We start from the raw sequence: 14,562 nt of genomic DNA on the forward strand, positions 1-14,562 counted from the left end.
ATACATTGACGGCTTCTATAATCCTGTGCGCAGACATTCTGCACTCGGGTATAAATCACCGATCCAGTTCGAGATGATAAACCGCAAATTAGTGACAGAACCTCTCCACTAAATAAGGGCAAGTCCAGATAGCGGCGGTGGTCATGGGATATTTGCTGTTCTCGAAGGTGTGGTGATGAATGGGAAGTCGGATCGGCACAGTGACACACCAGGCCAGGCGCCACGGCTGTTTGGCTACATTCTTCGGTTGACACTGGTGTTGTGCGCGGTGCTGATCCTGGTTTTTCTGGCCTGGACATTTCTTGGTGGAGCCTCGGTCTCCTTTACACGCTTCATGCAATCCAGTCCGGGCGCCCCTTCTTCCTCTAAGCCTGTCAAGGATGCGGCAAGCCCCAATGGCCGCCAGCAGACAGGAACAGCGCCGGGGGAGCCGGCAGCACCAGCAAACAGCCGATAATGCCAAGCTTGGGAGCGAGGATCCGATCAGCTCTCGGCCGTGCCGCCCCACTTGTTCTTGAGGATCGCCGGCAGATGCAGCTGGATGATATAGACCATCAGCGAGACAGCCCAGCCAAACATTAAGATTCCACTGGCAGCAGTCATCGGTCCAAACAGCCGCGTTTTAAGGATTTCGGCAGATCCGCCAGGCCCGAGCGTCGTATAGTTCAACATGGCTGTGTAAAACGCATCGCTGAATCTGCCGGCAAAACCCATCTGATAATAGGTCAAAGCCCAGATGCTCACGCTCAGACAGACGCAGAGAAACAGCACCAGATAGAGCACGATCAGGGAGATCACCAGAAACAATACCCGCCGTTCGTTCATTCGCGTGCCGATCAGATGGACGAAGTAATAGATCAAAAGTGTCGAGAGCAGATGCACGATCATGACGATCAACCCGACCGCTGATCCTATGATGAAATCTGACAACATCGACATCCTCCCACATTCAAATTCTCTGGTGTTGCTCTGCATAGGCGAGAGAGATTAATCCTCTCTTGCTGCGAGGATATGCCTGCACCTTGTTTCTTGCGCAATGCTTTCCGTTCCCCTGTGCCAGTTTAAGTGGGAAAGATCGGATGTTGAAAATGAAATGAAACGCCGGCGCCTTCGTGGCTTTGTAAAATCGACCGCTGTGCGAACTGGGCGTAACCGGCATCAATTGGCCTTGGTTGGGCAAAATGTGGCAGCCATTTAAGCCGGCATGGCGCAGAGGGCCTGGTCTTTTTCAACAAACCGGTCGTCCCCTTGATCAATTAAAGGCATAGTATCGTTCACGCATCGAGGGCTTCGATTCGCTTAAGCCCTCTCAACAAACGCAATGGATCGGATCGGGACGGTCAGTTCTGCCGATTGTTGCTCAGAGATCGGTATGGAGTGGGAGAATGATCGGCTTGAAAACATGCTCGCTAGCAATGGCAGTGGTTGTGAGCCTGGCTGGTTCAGCGGCGACGCAAGCTGCGGCGGCTGCCGCCAATTCAGGCGATCTGACCGATAAGCAAAGGGCCGAACTGCAGCATGAGGCGGGTATTGATTGCGATGCAAACGACAAGGATAAGTGCATTGCCGGCAATGTCGACAGTGGCGATTACTATGATGTGCGCATCTATGGTGATTGCACGATCGCCGCTTATTATGGCCGGATTGCCGACAAGGCGGCTTCGCTGAGAAAGGATGTTGCGACAACCGGCAGTGCGGGGAAGACGCAAGCGCGCCTGGCGCCTGAGCAATTGGTATGCATCAAAGCGGCAGCCCAGGTGCAGTCGAGTGATAAGGAATATTATGTCATCGCGCTTCCGATGGATCACGGACCGCAATGCAAGGACGAGGAGCTGTGCAGCAAGCCACGCCCGCTCGCGGAGACGTTTCAGGCTGCGATGAAGAATTGCCAGCCTGGCAATCAGAAGACCCTGGCGGGCTGCCCGCAGGGCTGGGTTTTTGCCACGGAAATGGAAGCCTATTCAAACGGCTTGCCGCAGGCAGAGTGAAACGATGGAGAGCATCGAACAAAGGCTTTTGGCTTGCATGCAATGGCTGGAGCGGCGCTGAACCGTTGCTCACGCTCAGCTTCGCGCGGCAGGGGCTGGTTGCACCGATAATGCGTTGAGTTCGGATAGTGCATCTTGCGGCAGCTCGATCGTCTGGGCTGCCATGTTTTCGCGCAGATGCAGTCGTGAGGCGGTGCCGGGGATCAGCAGGATATTGGGTGCACGCCTGAGCAGCCAGGACAAGGCCACTTGCATTGGCGTGGCAGCAAGCCTTTCCGCGACTGCGGTGAGGGCCGAGGACTGGATGGGTGAAAATCCGCCGAGCGGAAAGAATGGAACATAGGGGATGTGCTGCGCTGCAAGCTTGTCAATCAAGCTGTCATCCAGCCGATGCACCAGATTATACTGGTTCTGCACGCAGGCGACTTCGGTTACCGCGCTGCTGTCCTCGATTTGCTTTGCCGTGACGTTCGACAGGCCGATATTTCGGATCAGGCCCTGACGCTTGAGATCGGCGAGAACGCTCAGCGGTTCCTCCAATGCGCCTTCTGCGGGTCCATGGACACAGAACATGGCGCGCAGATTGACGACATCGAGAACATCAACACCAAGATTGCGCAGATTGTCATGGACTGCCTGGGTTAAGTCGGCCCTTGAGAAAGCCGGATTCCAGGACGCGTCCGTGCCGCGTGTGGCGCCGACCTTGGTGACGATCACCAGGTGATCGGGATAGGGGTGCAAGGCTTCCCGGATGATCTGGTTGGTAACATGCGGGCCGTAGAAATCACTGGTATCGATATGATTGACGCCGCTCTCCACTGCTTCACGCAACACGGCAATGGCTTCGGTGCGATCGCGCGGCGGTCCGAAGGCGCCCTTGCCGGCAAGCTGCATGGCGCCGTAGCCCATGCGCGAGACCGGCTGTCCACCCAGCGCATAGGTGGTGGGGATCGGGGTGTCTGACATGGTTTTGTCTCCTGTTGCTTTCGTGACCGTAAACCTCGGACTTTCAAGCAACAATCCGCTAATATCTGTACGGGTTGTCCGCGCGGGCGGACAATGCGCAGCCAGATCAGGAGAAATGCAATGCGGGAAATGGCGGATATTGAGGCTTTTCTACTGGTGGCGCGCGCACGGGGTTTCCGCGAGGCGTCGCGGATGAGCGGACGCAGTTCCTCGTCGCTCAGTGATGCGGTGAAACGGTTGGAAGGTGACCTCGGCCTGCGTCTTCTCAACCGCACCACCCGCAGTGTGTTGCCAACCGAGGCTGGACGAACGCTGATTGAACGGCTGGGCCCGGCTTTCGCCGAGATCGGTTCAGCGCTTGACCAGGTGACACGTTATCGCGATCGTGCTGCAGGATCTTTGAAGCTCAATGTTCCAGCCAGTGCAGCCCGGCTTGTGTTGCCGCATATCGTGCCAGCGTTTCTTGTGGCCTATCCGGATATCCGTCTGGAGATCGTGACCGATGAGAGCTTTGTCGACATCATCGAAAGCGGGTGCGACGCGGGGATACGCTATGATGAGCGTCTGGAGCAGGACATGATTGCCGTGCCAATCGGCCCGCGCGAGCAACGCTTTGCGCTTGCGGCTTCACCCACCTATCTGGCCGCGCGCGGCACGCCGAAAATGCCGCAGGATCTGCTGGTCCATGATTGCATTCGCGGTCGTTTTGCGGGGCGTGCGATCCCGGCTTGGGAATTTGAACGCAATGGAGATGTGGTGTTTATCGAGCCCTCAGGCCCCCTTCTTGTGCAGTCCGGTGGGGCAACCGATCTGGGGATCGCGGCGGCGAAGGCGGGGCTTGGCATTCTGTATCTGTTTGAAGACTGGTTGAGACCGGATTTTCACAGCGGCGCGCTTTCGCCGATCATGGAAGACTGGTGGTTGCGCTTTTCGGGTCCCTTTCTCTATTATCCGGGGCGGCGTCTGGTGCCGTCGCCGCTGCGCGCCTTCATTGATTTCGTGCGCGCCATGCCTCAAGCCGGGTCATAGCGGATCACCGGAGGCTGACAGAGGTTCGAAAAAGCTTGAACTCCGCGGATACCACATCGAGGCGTGTGCTTATAACAACGAGCCTTGTCGGGGTGCGATGATTTCTGGTCGCTGCAATTGCCCACGTCTGATCAGTTCCGTTCTGGCGCTGAAGCGGATATCGGCGTCGCGGTCCTGTAGAAATGCGTTGAGGCTCTCCGTGCTTATCCGGTCCCAGCCCTTGCCACGATCCGGACCCGAGGGGACGCGCGGCAGAAGCCCGGGTTCAGCGCTCCATGCGAGCAGCTGTTGCAGCGATGCGGCGTTCAGCATGTCGCGCAGATGATGGGCGGTCACATAGGCATCGGGCAGGGCGCGATGAGCGGGCAATCCGAGCGCGTGCACCAGACCTTCTGGCATCCGCTGATAGCGCAGCATCTGATTGGAAAAACGCGGCAGTTCAGGCCACAGCCGCAGCGCGCATTTCCAGGTGCATATCCAGGGAAGGCCGCCGGTCAGCCGCGGCGTGCAATAGCGCTGTTCGAAAGCGGCGCGATGGGCTGCGAGAGCGGCGACACCCGCATTGCGCAGGATCAGCGGTGCGAGTTCTTTCCAGTGCGGGGCATTGGCGACCTGCGCGTCCAGAATATGATGCACGGCCATTGTCTCAGCCGATATGGCACGGCCCGGATTGACGAAACGAGCGCCGCGTTGTTCCGTCAACGCCCAGCGACCATCCGCGTTCAGCGCCACATCCTGCCAACCGATCTCGCAGACATCATTGCTGCCGTTTCCGGCGGTCTCCAGATCAATGACACGGATGCGTTCTGATGCGCGCGCCGCGCCTGTTTGCTTGTTCGCCGTCATAAATCAAAACCGAGCTGCGACTGCTGGTCTTCAAGGCCGTCGGTGACAAGCGAGGAGAGGGTGACACCGAGCAATCTGATCGCCCGCTGGAACGGATAGACGCTGGCAAGTAGAGCGGTTGCGGCCGCCATGATTTCCTGACAGCTGGTGAAGGGACGCGCGGCGGTCCTGCTGCGCGTTGCTTGTGTGAAATCGGAATATTTTATTTTCACGGTGATGGTCTTGCCGCTGATGCCTTTCGCCTGGCACGCCTTCCAGACCTTTTCGGTCAAGGGCTTGAGCAGGTCGAGGGCAGGAACGAGATCCTCGACATCCTGGAAAAAGGTATCTTCGACGCCAAGCGATTTCCGCGGCCGATCGGGACGGACCTGCCGCGCGTCATATCCGCGTGCGATTCCATGAAAATAGGGTCCGGATTTGCCAAAATGCTGGGTCAGGAATTGCAGCGATTGCGCCCTGAGGTCGGCACCGGTCCTGATCCCCAGCCCCAACATCTTTTCGGCGGTCGCCGGCCCGACACCGTGGAATTTCTTGACGGCAAGGCTTGCGACGAATGCCGGTCCCTGTTTTGGGGAGATCACCGCCTGACCGTTCGGCTTGTTGAGGTCCGATGCCATCTTCGCCAGAAACTTGTTGTAGGATATGCCTGCTGAAGCATTGAGGCCGGTCACTTGCTTGATCTTGGCACGGATTTCGGCAGCGATATGGGTTGCGATCGGCATATTCTTCAAATTCTCGGTCACGTCGAGATAGGCTTCGTCCAGCGACAAGGGTTCTATCAATGGCGTGTACTGAGCGAAAATTTCCCTGATCTGCTGCGAGACCGCGCGATAGACCTCGAAACGCGGCTTCACGAAGATCAGCTCCGGACATTTGCGCGCCGCGGTCACAGAGGGCATGGCGGAATGAACGCCGAAGCTGCGCGCTTCATAGCTGGCGGCAGCCACGACACCGCGGGCTGCTGCGCCCCCGACGGCGAGAGGTTTGCCGCGCAGCTGCGGATTGTCGCGTTGTTCGACCGATGCATAAAAGGCATCCATGTCCACATGGATGATCTTGCGCAGCGGTGTGGGGTCGATTGCATTCATGAAAAACCGGATCGTGTCGCCTCGAACAAATAAGGAACATAGCAGAGATCCTGCGATGATGAAAGCGCGTTGCCGACAGAGACGCTCGGCACTCATGATACAGCAATCATCGCGGCATGGGTCACGGGCCCCGGCTTTGTGGAAAACTCAACAGGCAACTCTGGCGGGTCGTCTCGCAGTCGGTCTACCCAAATCAAACGCGCTGATGGTTGTGTGCGGCACTGAAATAGCCTAGATCTGATCCCATGGAAATTTTTGCATCGGGTGAGCAACGGTTCGACGCGCGGCAGTCGTGCCGTATTTTTGTGTTACTGCCTGCATGCTGACCGTATCGATCGCGCTGTTTACAGTGATGCTCTGTGGCCCCTTTGCCTATCTGGCAGTGAAGTTACCGATGCCGATACCCTACAAGCTGCTCTATCTTGTGGCGATCGGCGGCGTCGCCATTCTGACCTTCCTGCTCGGACGCGAGCTTGCTTGATGGTGTCTGTTGACGCTGCCGCTCCGCGGTTAAGATCGGCAACGGTCAGCAACGCGGCAGGCGATCACGCAACGATGATGCATGCGCTGCGGGTCCAGCGCTTGCCGGTCAGGCCGGGGGCAGCCGCGGCAGAGTTGGAGCCGACTTATGCCCTGCGCGGTAAATTCCTGCAGTAAAGCGACAGTACGATCAGGCTCACGCCCAGCCATTGGAAAACGTGGGAAACATCCTGAAACATCAAAATGAGGGTAAAGACGGCGGCCGGCACGATTTGCGACATTTCGCGATAGGTATTGTAGATTGGCACCATCTGCAGCCGGTCGCGTCGTCTGACCGAACGCAGGAAAGGCGCATTGCCCGCGCTATCGATTCCACTGGCCGTCAGAGCGGCTGCCATCAGGGCGATCATTGCCCATGGCAAGGACCATTCGGCGATCAGACCGGTGGCAGCGGTGGCGATACCGCAGGTGGCATAGGCGATGGTCAGATGGCGGCGCAGACCGATACTGCGCATCCACATGCCCCAGAGGGGACTGAGCAGCAGCAATCCTGAGGCGATACCGGTGATCGCGCCGGTATAGCTGGCGTCATAGCCTGCTGTGATGACAAGGATGGGCGTATAGACAAAGAACACCTGCCACCAGGAAGCCCTTCCGATTGCCAGGATCCAGGCGAGGCGCAGCCGCGGCTGGCGCAGAAACTGCCGGATTGCGTGTTCGGACCGTTGTTGTGCCGGGCCTGCGGGCAAAGCTTCGCGGACGCCGTCGACCAGAACAATCAGCACCACGGGTGCGAGAATGGCACAGGCGGCGCTGATGAGAAAGGGAGACCATGTAAAACCGTAGCGCAGCAGCGTCATTCCGATGACCGGACCGCTGCCATAGGCAACGCCTGCCATCAGCATGCGCCGCGGTTCGAAGCGCGCCAGATCGCGTCTTGGGATCATATGCAGCGCGTAGACATTGCAGACGGTTTCAAACAGCTGCACCATCAGCAGATAGGCTGACAGGCCGGCGAGCATGGAGACACTGTCGGATCGCAGGAACAGCATGGCCGACGACACGCCCATTGCGCTTCCAGCGAGCGTCAGCCGCCAGGGGCCGATCGCTTTGAGGATCGCGGGCAGCAACATGCTGAACGCCAGCCCGCCCAGGCTGGCGATAAAATAGATGCCACTGACCAGGCTGGCATTGTCGAAATGACGGAAGGCCAGGGTTGGAATGACCACAATCACCGCCGTGCGCGCCAGAACGGCGACGGCATAAAACAGCGGGATCCCCCATGCCGCGGAGGCATTGGAGGAGGCTGGCTGTTCAGGCGGGTTCATCGGCGCAGGGTCTGCTGTCGCGGGCCACACAAAGTTCGGCGGCGGCCAAATCTTCAAGCGAGCATCCGACCGATTTGAATATTGTGATCTGTGCGGCGTGGGTTCGTCCCGGATGGGCCTTGCTGACAAGGTCACAAAGGCTGGCCTGGATGTCGTCGGGTTTTATAGCCCCGCGCCGGATGGCCTGGACGATTTCGCCGGCTTCGTGACAGGCCCCCGCGCGCGTGTCGACAAACAGCGTTCCCCTTTGCAGCGCTTCATCATCGGTTTCCGCCATAAGCGGTGTGAAGGCGCCGACCAGATCAAGATGGGCGCCGGGCTTCAGCCAGCTCCCCTTGATCAGCGGCTCGCAGGACAAGGTGCAGCAGGAAATGAGATCGGCGGCGCGTGCCTCTTTCTCCAGATCGCAGGCGGGGCGCGCCGGCAGGCCCTGTGCGCGGAGATGATCGGCAACGCCGCGCGCTTTCTGCGGATTGCGGCCCCAGATAGCAATTTCCTCGAAATTGCGCACGGTGGCATGGGCCAAGGCGAGATTGCTGCTCAGCCGTCCCGTTCCCACAATGAGCAAGCGCCTTGCATCTTTGCGTGACAGATAGAGCGCTGCCAGGGCAGAAGCTGCCGCGGTGCGCCGTGCGGTCAATTCCCCTGCCTCCAGCAGGGCAATCAGCGCGCCATTTCTTGCACTGAACAGCAGATATTGTGCTGCGATGCTGGGTGCGCCACGCGCCGCATTGCCGGGAAACACGGTGACTGTTTTAAGGCCGATATGGTGACCTTGCGTCCAGGCGGGCATCAGCAGCAATGTGGCGTTGGCCTCACCCGCGACGCCGATATCGTAATGGGGACGTGGCGGGCTTTCGCCCCCGCGTTGGAACGCGGCCGCCAGGGCATCAATGAGTGCTGCCCAGTCAAGCCGTGAGGCCACCTCGGCATCGCTGTAGCGGCGAACGGGGTCAGGCATTGGCCGGGTCCTTCAGCCGGAAGGTGGGCAAAGGATAGCGGGCCGCCTCGGCGCGCGGCAGGGTTTCCACGACAAGACCGGTTCGGATCAAATCGGGATTGGCGCAGAGGATGCGTGCGAGCAGGGTTGCGCCCTCCTCGAGTTCGACTTCCGCGAGGATGATCGGTACTTCGGCATTGAAGGCGGGATGGTTGGGTCGTAATACCAGCGAATAAGACAGGATGCGGCCCTTGCCACTTGCGGTGATCGACACCAGTGACGCGGAACCGGTATAGGGGCAGATGGGTCGTGGATAAAAGAATGGCTTGCCGCCCACCGCCGCCCTTTGCAGCAGGACTTCACCCCTTTCACGCCAAGCTGTCAGGAAGGCGGCATTGTCGTCATCTTCTGTTGGAACCGGGTACGCATAGACAGGGGTCATCGGCTTGTCTCCAATATGATGCTGCTTGCGGAAAGACCATGGCCATATCCGACCATTCCATAACCGGCCACCAGTCCGCGTGTGGCCTTTTCCACCTGACGCCCTCCTGCTTCACCGCGGAGCTGACGCACGGCCTCCGTGACGCTCAACAACCCTCCGGCAATGCCGGCCTGTCCGCAGGACAGCTGGCCGCCCCCGGTGTTGAGCGGTACTGATCCATTGAAATGGAAACTGTTGTCGGCAAGGAATTGGCTGACCTCACCCTTGGCGCAAAAGCCGAGGTCTTCGAACTGGATGGCAACCATGATCGGGTAGTCGTCATAAAGCTGCACGAAATCCATCTCGCCGGGGCCATAGCCCGCATCCGCGTATAGTTTGCCGGCAAAGGTTTCCCAGCCACCTCTCAAGGGGGCGATTTCCATCTTTGGATGATTATGGCGTTCATAACCGGTGACCACACGCACGCCTTTGCCCGGGGATGCGCGATCGAGTGTGGTGACAACCACCGCTTCGGCGCCGGCGCAGGGCAGGACACAGTCATAGAGCCGGAGCGGATCGGCGATCATGCGGGCATTGACATAATCGTCAATGGTCATGGGACCGCGCAGCAAAGCGGCTTCATTGTGTTGTGCGCTCTTGCGTTGGTCAACCGATATGCGGCCCAGATCCTGAATGCGGGTGCCATAGGTTTCCATATGTTTGCGCTGGATGATGGCAAACAGGCCATTGGCGCCGCCAAAGCCCAGCGGAGTGCCGTAATTGCGCAGCCCGCGACTGAAATTATCCATCAGTTTGAAATGGCCACCGACGTCATAATTATCGCCCGCAAGACACAAGACGGTGGTCGCCTGCCCGTTTTCGATGGCGTGGACGGCATTGATGATACTGGCCACCGGGCCGGCACTGCCCGCCGTACCCAGATAGGCCCAGGACAGGGACATGCCAAATTGCTCGGCCGTGGTCACCGTATTGTCGGGTGGAAGCTCGAACGAGCTGATAGCCAGTCCGTCAATATCTTCAAATTGCAGCCCCGCACATTGCACGGCGGCACGACCCGCCTCGGAGAGAAAGGAAAACAGTGAACGGCTTGTCTTTTTTTCATAAGCGGTCGCACCATAGCCAATGATGCCAATCTGACTGTCACGTTTCATCTTACCCTCACATGATGTTTTGCGCGCGCAATGCGTCGATTTCGCTGCTGCTCATACCCAGCAGACTGCCGAAAATTTGTTGGTTGGCGTCGCCGGGGTTCTGTCCGGTCCAGCGAATGCGCCCCGGTGTATCGGAGAGCCTGGGCGTGGGTGCGGGCATCCGGATGGGGCCTAGCTCTTTGTCGACGATTGTCTCGATGGCTTTTCGGGCGGCGATCTGCGGTTCGGCAAACACATCCTCGATCGAATTGATCTTGCCCGCCACAACCCTGAATTCCTGGAGTTTGGCGAGGGCAGCCTGGGTGGATTGGGTTTGCATCCAGGCGGCAACTTCTTGATCGACGAGATCGCGGTGTTGCACGCGCAGCGCCATGGTGCGGAATCGCGGATCGTGGATCAGGTCGCTGCGTTGCATGGCATTGGCAAGCCCTTCATAGATGCTTTGCGATCCGCAGCTGATGGCGATCGCCCCGCCATCGGCGGTGGCATAGACATTGCGCGGAACATCTTCCTCCATCTGGTTTCCCAACAGCGGCTTGCCGCGTCCCGTCTGGTCGTAACGCACAACCAGTGACTCGATGATGCGCAGGATTGGTTCATAGAGCGCAACGTCGATGATCTGGCCGCAACCGGTCCTTGAACGACTGTGCAGGGCTGCCAGGGCGCCGAATGCGCCGAACACTCCGGCCAGGTAGTCGCCCATCGGGAAAGCCGAGACCATCGGTCCTTTTTCAGGGTAGCCGGTGAAGGAAGAAAGCCCGGAGAAGGCTTCGGCAATGGTGGCATAGCCACCCTCCTGCGCCTTGGGACCCGTCTGCCCCCAGCCACTGACCCGTACCCAGATGACCTGCGGGAACTGTTCGCGCAGTTTGAGCGGAGAAAGCCCCCAGCGTTCGAGGGTGCCGGGTCGGAAATTTTCGATGACGATATCGCTGCCACCGATCAGTTTCTCGGCGATGCCCCGGGCCTCGGGCCGGGAGATGTCCAGTGTCACCGCATGCTTGTTGCGCGCCATGGTTTTCCACCACAATGGTATCTCCTGCTTGTGGGGCGGCCACTCGCGCAGGGCATCCGGCTTGCCGGGCTTTTCGACCTTGATGACCTGCGCACCAAAATCGCCGAGCAGGGAGCCGACGAAGGGGCCGGCCAGCATCGATCCCAATTCGAGCACGCGGATGTCCCCCAGCGCTGAAGTATCTTCAGCGTTTCCTGAACCAAATGACATTGAGAGTTTCCCTTTTACCCTGTTATTTTTGCGAGGCTGCGACGCGGTCGAGACCGACGAACACGTCGAGGATGACGACGGCAATGATCGCCACATAAATCGTTGTTGCCGAGACCGCGGCCAACATCGGATCCACGGCATATTGCACGTAATTGAACAGCTTGACCGGGATCGGCATCACCTCGGCTGTGGCATTGAAGATCGATAGTTCGACATTGATCCAGGAGATGATGAAGGCGAACAGGGCGCCGGCAACCACGCCTGGCTTGATGATCGGCAAGGTAATCAGGAAGAAGGTCGAGACCGACGTTGCGCCAAGATCATGGCTGGCTTCTTCAAGCGAGCGGTCGAAGCGTTGCAGCGAGGCGAGCACCGTCCGCAGGACATAGGGGACAACGATCACCGTATGGCCGATAACGAGAGCCAAGAAACTCCGGGCGAAGCCGAGCGCATTGGCATATTGCAGCAGTGCGGCACCGATGACGATTGTCGGAAGAATAAGAGGTGCGATGAACACGGTGCTGATGATGCGTTTGCCGCGGATTTCGCTGCGCGAAACCACCAGAGCCGCCAGAATGCCGATGCTGATGGCCAGCACGGTGGCAAGGGCTGCGATGGCAATGCTCGTCCAGATCGATTCAAGATAGGAGGTGTCCCTGAGAAATTCGCCATACCATTTGAAGGTGAATCCGACCGGCGGAAAGGCAAGAAACTGGGTTTCGGTAAACGAGGTGGCGATGATGATCAAAAGCGGCAGGGTCAGGAACACAAGCCCTGCCCAGGCCATCAGGATGACGCCGGAGCGTGCAATGCGATCGATGATATTCATGTCCGCCCCGCTGCTTTGGCGCTGCCCCGTTCGATGAACAGCAGGTAGAGCGCGATGAGGATCAATGTGACGACGAGCAGGGATACCGCCAGCGCCGCCCCGAAATTGAAGTTGAACAGCGATGCGTAATTGTCGAAGATCGGCATGGCAGCGACAACCACGCGTCCACCGCTCATGATTGCCGGCACCACATAGGCGCTGACGGCGAGCGTGAAGACAATCAGCGATCCGGCGATGACGCCCGGCAGGCTGAGCGGCAGCGTGATATGGAAGAAAGTGGCCAGGCGGCTGCTGCCCAGATCGAGCGAGGCTTCGACCAGGGATCGGTCAATGGTCTGCAGGATGGCTGCGATTGTCAGCACCATGAACGGTACCAGAATATAGGCGAGACCGATAATCACCGCGGTTTCGGTAAACAGGATGCCGATCGGCCTGTCGGCGAGGCCGAGACCGATCAGCGCCTGATTGACCAGCCCCTGGCGTCCGAGCAGGATCAGCCAGCCGAAGGAGCGAACGATATTGCTGGTAAACAGCGGCATGATGACGAGAACATAGCAAAAGCGCCGCAGATTACGCGATTTCACAATGTTCACGATGTAATAGGCAATCGGATAGGCGATGAAGAAAGACAGCAGAGTGGCGATCAGCGACAGTTTGAATGTGGTGTAGAAAATTCCCAGATAATAGCCGTCCGCGACGATCTTGTGGTAGTTGTCCAGCGTCCAGTCGCCTTGCGGGTTCTGCAGGCTGGCGATCACGCTGAACAGGAATGGCACCAGAAAGAATGCGGCCATGAAGCTGAGCGGGATGGCGATGAGGATGAGGGCCCAGAGGTTTGTTATTCTCATGAAGCCAACACCTGTCCGCTATCGCTGTTCCAGCGCAGCGCAACGGTTTGACCGGTGCGCAGGCTCGCGGGTTGAACCGAGGATGGAAACTGGCAAATGAACACCTGACCCTGTGCCTGCGCATAGACGCGGGTGGCATTGCCAATGAAAACGATGTCGAGGATGGTCGCGGTGACGCCGATTTTTTCCGGCCTGGCAGTCAGCGTGTCGGTGCTGAGCGTGATCGCTTCCGGGCGGACCAGATAGGTCACGGCACGGCCAACCGGCCCTGCAACATCGGCGGCGAAGACAATGTTTCCAGTGATCGTTTCAAGCCGGCCAGCTGAGGCAACCCGGCATTCGATCAGATTGGCATCGCCGATAAAATCGGCGACATAGCGGGTGGCTGGCTTGTGATAGATATCGCGACCCGAACCAACCTGCACGATCCGGCCTGCTTCCATCACCGCGATGCGATCGGCCATGACCAGGGCTTCCTCCTGATCATGGGTGACGAAGATGAAGGTCATTCCGAGCTGGTGTTGCAGCGCTTTCAGCTCGATCTGCATCTGTTTGCGCAGTTTAAGATCAAGTGCGCCAAGCGGCTCATCGAGCAGCAATACCTTGGGACGGTTGGCGATGGCTCTGGCGAGTGCCACGCGCTGCTGCTGTCCGCCGGAAAGCTGGGTGGGATAGCGCAGCCGGAAGTCGTGCATGCCCACTGTTGTGAGACTTTCATCGGCGCGTTCGGCCGCCGCCTTGCGGCTGGCGCCGTTGCGCCGCGGCCCATAGGCGACATTGTCGGCCACTGTCATATGCGGAAACAGCGCATAGTTCTGGAACACGGTGTTGACCGGGCGCTTGTTGGGGGGTAGGTCGCGCATGGATTTGCCGTCGATGAGGATTTCACCTGCAACATTGTCGACAAAACCGGCGATCGATCTGAGCAGCGTGGTCTTGCCACAACCGCTCGGCCCCAAAAGCGCCAGGAACTCACCCTCGGCAATGGCGAGGGACACATCGTTCAAGGCGACATAGTCGGCATAACGCTTGGTAAGATTTGTGACCTCTATGTAATTAGCCATTGTCGCCCTTGAGATTGGTTGGTGGTACGAGAATGTTCATCAGAGGGACGTGATGTTGGCAACCATACATGTCACCATCCCCTGCCGCACCCTGTGCAATGGGGCGTTTGATGGTCACTTTGATCGCCATGGCCTGATCGATCTTGAAGAAAGAGGAGATTTGCGCAACATCAAGGCCATAGGCATTGGCGACGGACTGCGGGGTGATCGCGCCACTGTCGCGCACGGCCTGGTAACGCCCCTTGTCCGTGAAGATGATATCAAAGGTGATGCGATAGGGGCCGGCATTCTTGCTGCGGACGATATCGGCAACTTGATGAAGAGGCTGGTGTGACATC

At 58.6% G+C, this 14,562-nt stretch carries 17 protein-coding genes; 4 read left to right on the forward strand and 13 right to left on the reverse strand.

Features of this window, described 5'->3' with window-relative positions; translation table 11 throughout:
* Nucleotides 1-175: 175 nt before the first annotated feature.
* Nucleotides 176-457, forward strand: a complete 282-nt coding sequence (locus tag ABWV94_RS22270; protein WP_353415385.1) for a hypothetical protein — start codon at nucleotides 176-178, stop codon at nucleotides 455-457.
* 26 nt (nucleotides 458-483) lie between these two features.
* Here the strand turns inward: ABWV94_RS22270 and ABWV94_RS22275 are convergent, their stop codons facing one another.
* Nucleotides 484-933 carry a hypothetical protein gene (locus tag ABWV94_RS22275; RefSeq protein ID WP_113496603.1) on the reverse strand — a complete coding sequence of 150 codons (450 nt, stop codon included), beginning with the start codon at nucleotides 931-933 and terminating at the stop codon, nucleotides 484-486.
* Nucleotides 934-1,385: 452 nt separating this feature from the next.
* On the opposite strand from ABWV94_RS22275, the gene ABWV94_RS22280 reads away from it, so the two are divergent.
* Entirely contained in the window at nucleotides 1,386-1,988 is a 603-nt protein-coding gene (locus ABWV94_RS22280; RefSeq protein ID WP_353415386.1) for a hypothetical protein, read from the forward strand.
* Between the two features lie 75 nt (nucleotides 1,989-2,063).
* On the opposite strand, the gene ABWV94_RS22285 is transcribed toward ABWV94_RS22280, so the two are convergent.
* Entirely contained in the window at nucleotides 2,064-2,954 is an 891-nt protein-coding gene (locus ABWV94_RS22285) for an aldo/keto reductase family oxidoreductase (protein ID WP_353415387.1), read from the reverse strand.
* A gap of 129 nt (nucleotides 2,955-3,083) precedes the next feature.
* Between ABWV94_RS22285 and ABWV94_RS22290 the strand changes: the two genes are divergently transcribed.
* Nucleotides 3,084-3,983 carry a LysR family transcriptional regulator gene (locus tag ABWV94_RS22290; RefSeq protein ID WP_502905210.1) on the forward strand — a complete coding sequence of 300 codons (900 nt, stop codon included), beginning with the start codon at nucleotides 3,084-3,086 and terminating at the stop codon, nucleotides 3,981-3,983.
* Between the two features lie 69 nt (nucleotides 3,984-4,052).
* On the opposite strand, the gene ABWV94_RS22295 is transcribed toward ABWV94_RS22290, so the two are convergent.
* Nucleotides 4,053-4,829 carry a DNA polymerase III subunit epsilon gene (locus ABWV94_RS22295; protein ID WP_353415389.1) on the reverse strand — a complete coding sequence of 259 codons (777 nt, stop codon included), beginning with the start codon at nucleotides 4,827-4,829 and terminating at the stop codon, nucleotides 4,053-4,055.
* Nucleotides 4,826-5,917: a DNA polymerase IV gene (dinB, locus tag ABWV94_RS22300; RefSeq protein ID WP_353415390.1), complete on the reverse strand. Its 1,092-nt coding sequence runs from the start codon at nucleotides 5,915-5,917 to the stop codon at nucleotides 4,826-4,828. The genes ABWV94_RS22295 and dinB overlap by 4 nt, the downstream gene beginning before the upstream one ends.
* A gap of 319 nt (nucleotides 5,918-6,236) precedes the next feature.
* On the opposite strand from dinB, the gene ABWV94_RS22305 reads away from it, so the two are divergent.
* The gene (locus ABWV94_RS22305; RefSeq protein ID WP_353415391.1) at nucleotides 6,237-6,398 is read left to right on the forward strand and encodes a hypothetical protein; all 162 of its coding nucleotides are present in this window, start codon (nucleotides 6,237-6,239) and stop codon (nucleotides 6,396-6,398) included.
* Nucleotides 6,399-6,543: 145 nt separating this feature from the next.
* On the opposite strand, the gene ABWV94_RS22310 is transcribed toward ABWV94_RS22305, so the two are convergent.
* The 9 genes from ABWV94_RS22310 to ABWV94_RS22350 are packed head-to-tail and all read right to left on the reverse strand — an operon-like array spanning nucleotide 6,544 to nucleotide 14,561.
* Nucleotides 6,544-7,725, reverse strand: coding sequence for an MFS transporter (locus tag ABWV94_RS22310; RefSeq protein ID WP_353415392.1), 1,182 nt, complete (start codon nucleotides 7,723-7,725; stop codon nucleotides 6,544-6,546).
* Nucleotides 7,712-8,686, reverse strand: coding sequence for a bifunctional Delta(1)-pyrroline-2-carboxylate/Delta(1)-piperideine-2-carboxylate reductase (gene lhpI / locus ABWV94_RS22315; RefSeq protein WP_353415393.1), 975 nt, complete (start codon nucleotides 8,684-8,686; stop codon nucleotides 7,712-7,714). The genes ABWV94_RS22310 and lhpI overlap by 14 nt, the downstream gene beginning before the upstream one ends.
* Nucleotides 8,679-9,107 (reverse strand): Zn-ribbon domain-containing OB-fold protein, encoded by a 429-nt coding sequence (locus tag ABWV94_RS22320; protein ID WP_113496596.1) that lies wholly within the window; start codon nucleotides 9,105-9,107, stop codon nucleotides 8,679-8,681. Before ABWV94_RS22320 ends, lhpI begins: the two co-directional genes overlap by 8 nt.
* The gene (locus ABWV94_RS22325; RefSeq protein ID WP_353415394.1) at nucleotides 9,104-10,258 is read right to left on the reverse strand and encodes a thiolase family protein; all 1,155 of its coding nucleotides are present in this window, start codon (nucleotides 10,256-10,258) and stop codon (nucleotides 9,104-9,106) included. The genes ABWV94_RS22320 and ABWV94_RS22325 overlap by 4 nt, the downstream gene beginning before the upstream one ends.
* Before the next feature lie 7 nt (nucleotides 10,259-10,265).
* Nucleotides 10,266-11,483: a CaiB/BaiF CoA transferase family protein gene (locus tag ABWV94_RS22330; RefSeq protein WP_353415395.1), complete on the reverse strand. Its 1,218-nt coding sequence runs from the start codon at nucleotides 11,481-11,483 to the stop codon at nucleotides 10,266-10,268.
* Nucleotides 11,484-11,505: 22 nt separating this feature from the next.
* On the reverse strand, nucleotides 11,506-12,312 hold the full coding sequence (locus ABWV94_RS22335) for an ABC transporter permease (RefSeq protein ID WP_113496593.1): 807 nt from the start codon (nucleotides 12,310-12,312) through the stop codon (nucleotides 11,506-11,508).
* Complete coding sequence (locus ABWV94_RS22340; protein WP_353415396.1) at nucleotides 12,309-13,160, reverse strand: ABC transporter permease; 852 nt, start codon at nucleotides 13,158-13,160, stop codon at nucleotides 12,309-12,311. Before ABWV94_RS22340 ends, ABWV94_RS22335 begins: the two co-directional genes overlap by 4 nt.
* Nucleotides 13,157-14,224: an ABC transporter ATP-binding protein gene (locus ABWV94_RS22345; RefSeq protein ID WP_353415398.1), complete on the reverse strand. Its 1,068-nt coding sequence runs from the start codon at nucleotides 14,222-14,224 to the stop codon at nucleotides 13,157-13,159. Before ABWV94_RS22345 ends, ABWV94_RS22340 begins: the two co-directional genes overlap by 4 nt.
* Entirely contained in the window at nucleotides 14,217-14,561 is a 345-nt protein-coding gene (locus ABWV94_RS22350) for a DUF4387 domain-containing protein (protein WP_113496590.1), read from the reverse strand. Before ABWV94_RS22350 ends, ABWV94_RS22345 begins: the two co-directional genes overlap by 8 nt.
* Nucleotide 14,562 lies beyond the last annotated feature (1 nt).

Source organism: Brucella sp. NBRC 12953 (genome assembly GCF_040369775.1).
Classification (GTDB): Bacteria; Pseudomonadota; Alphaproteobacteria; order Rhizobiales; family Rhizobiaceae; genus Brucella; species Brucella pseudogrignonensis.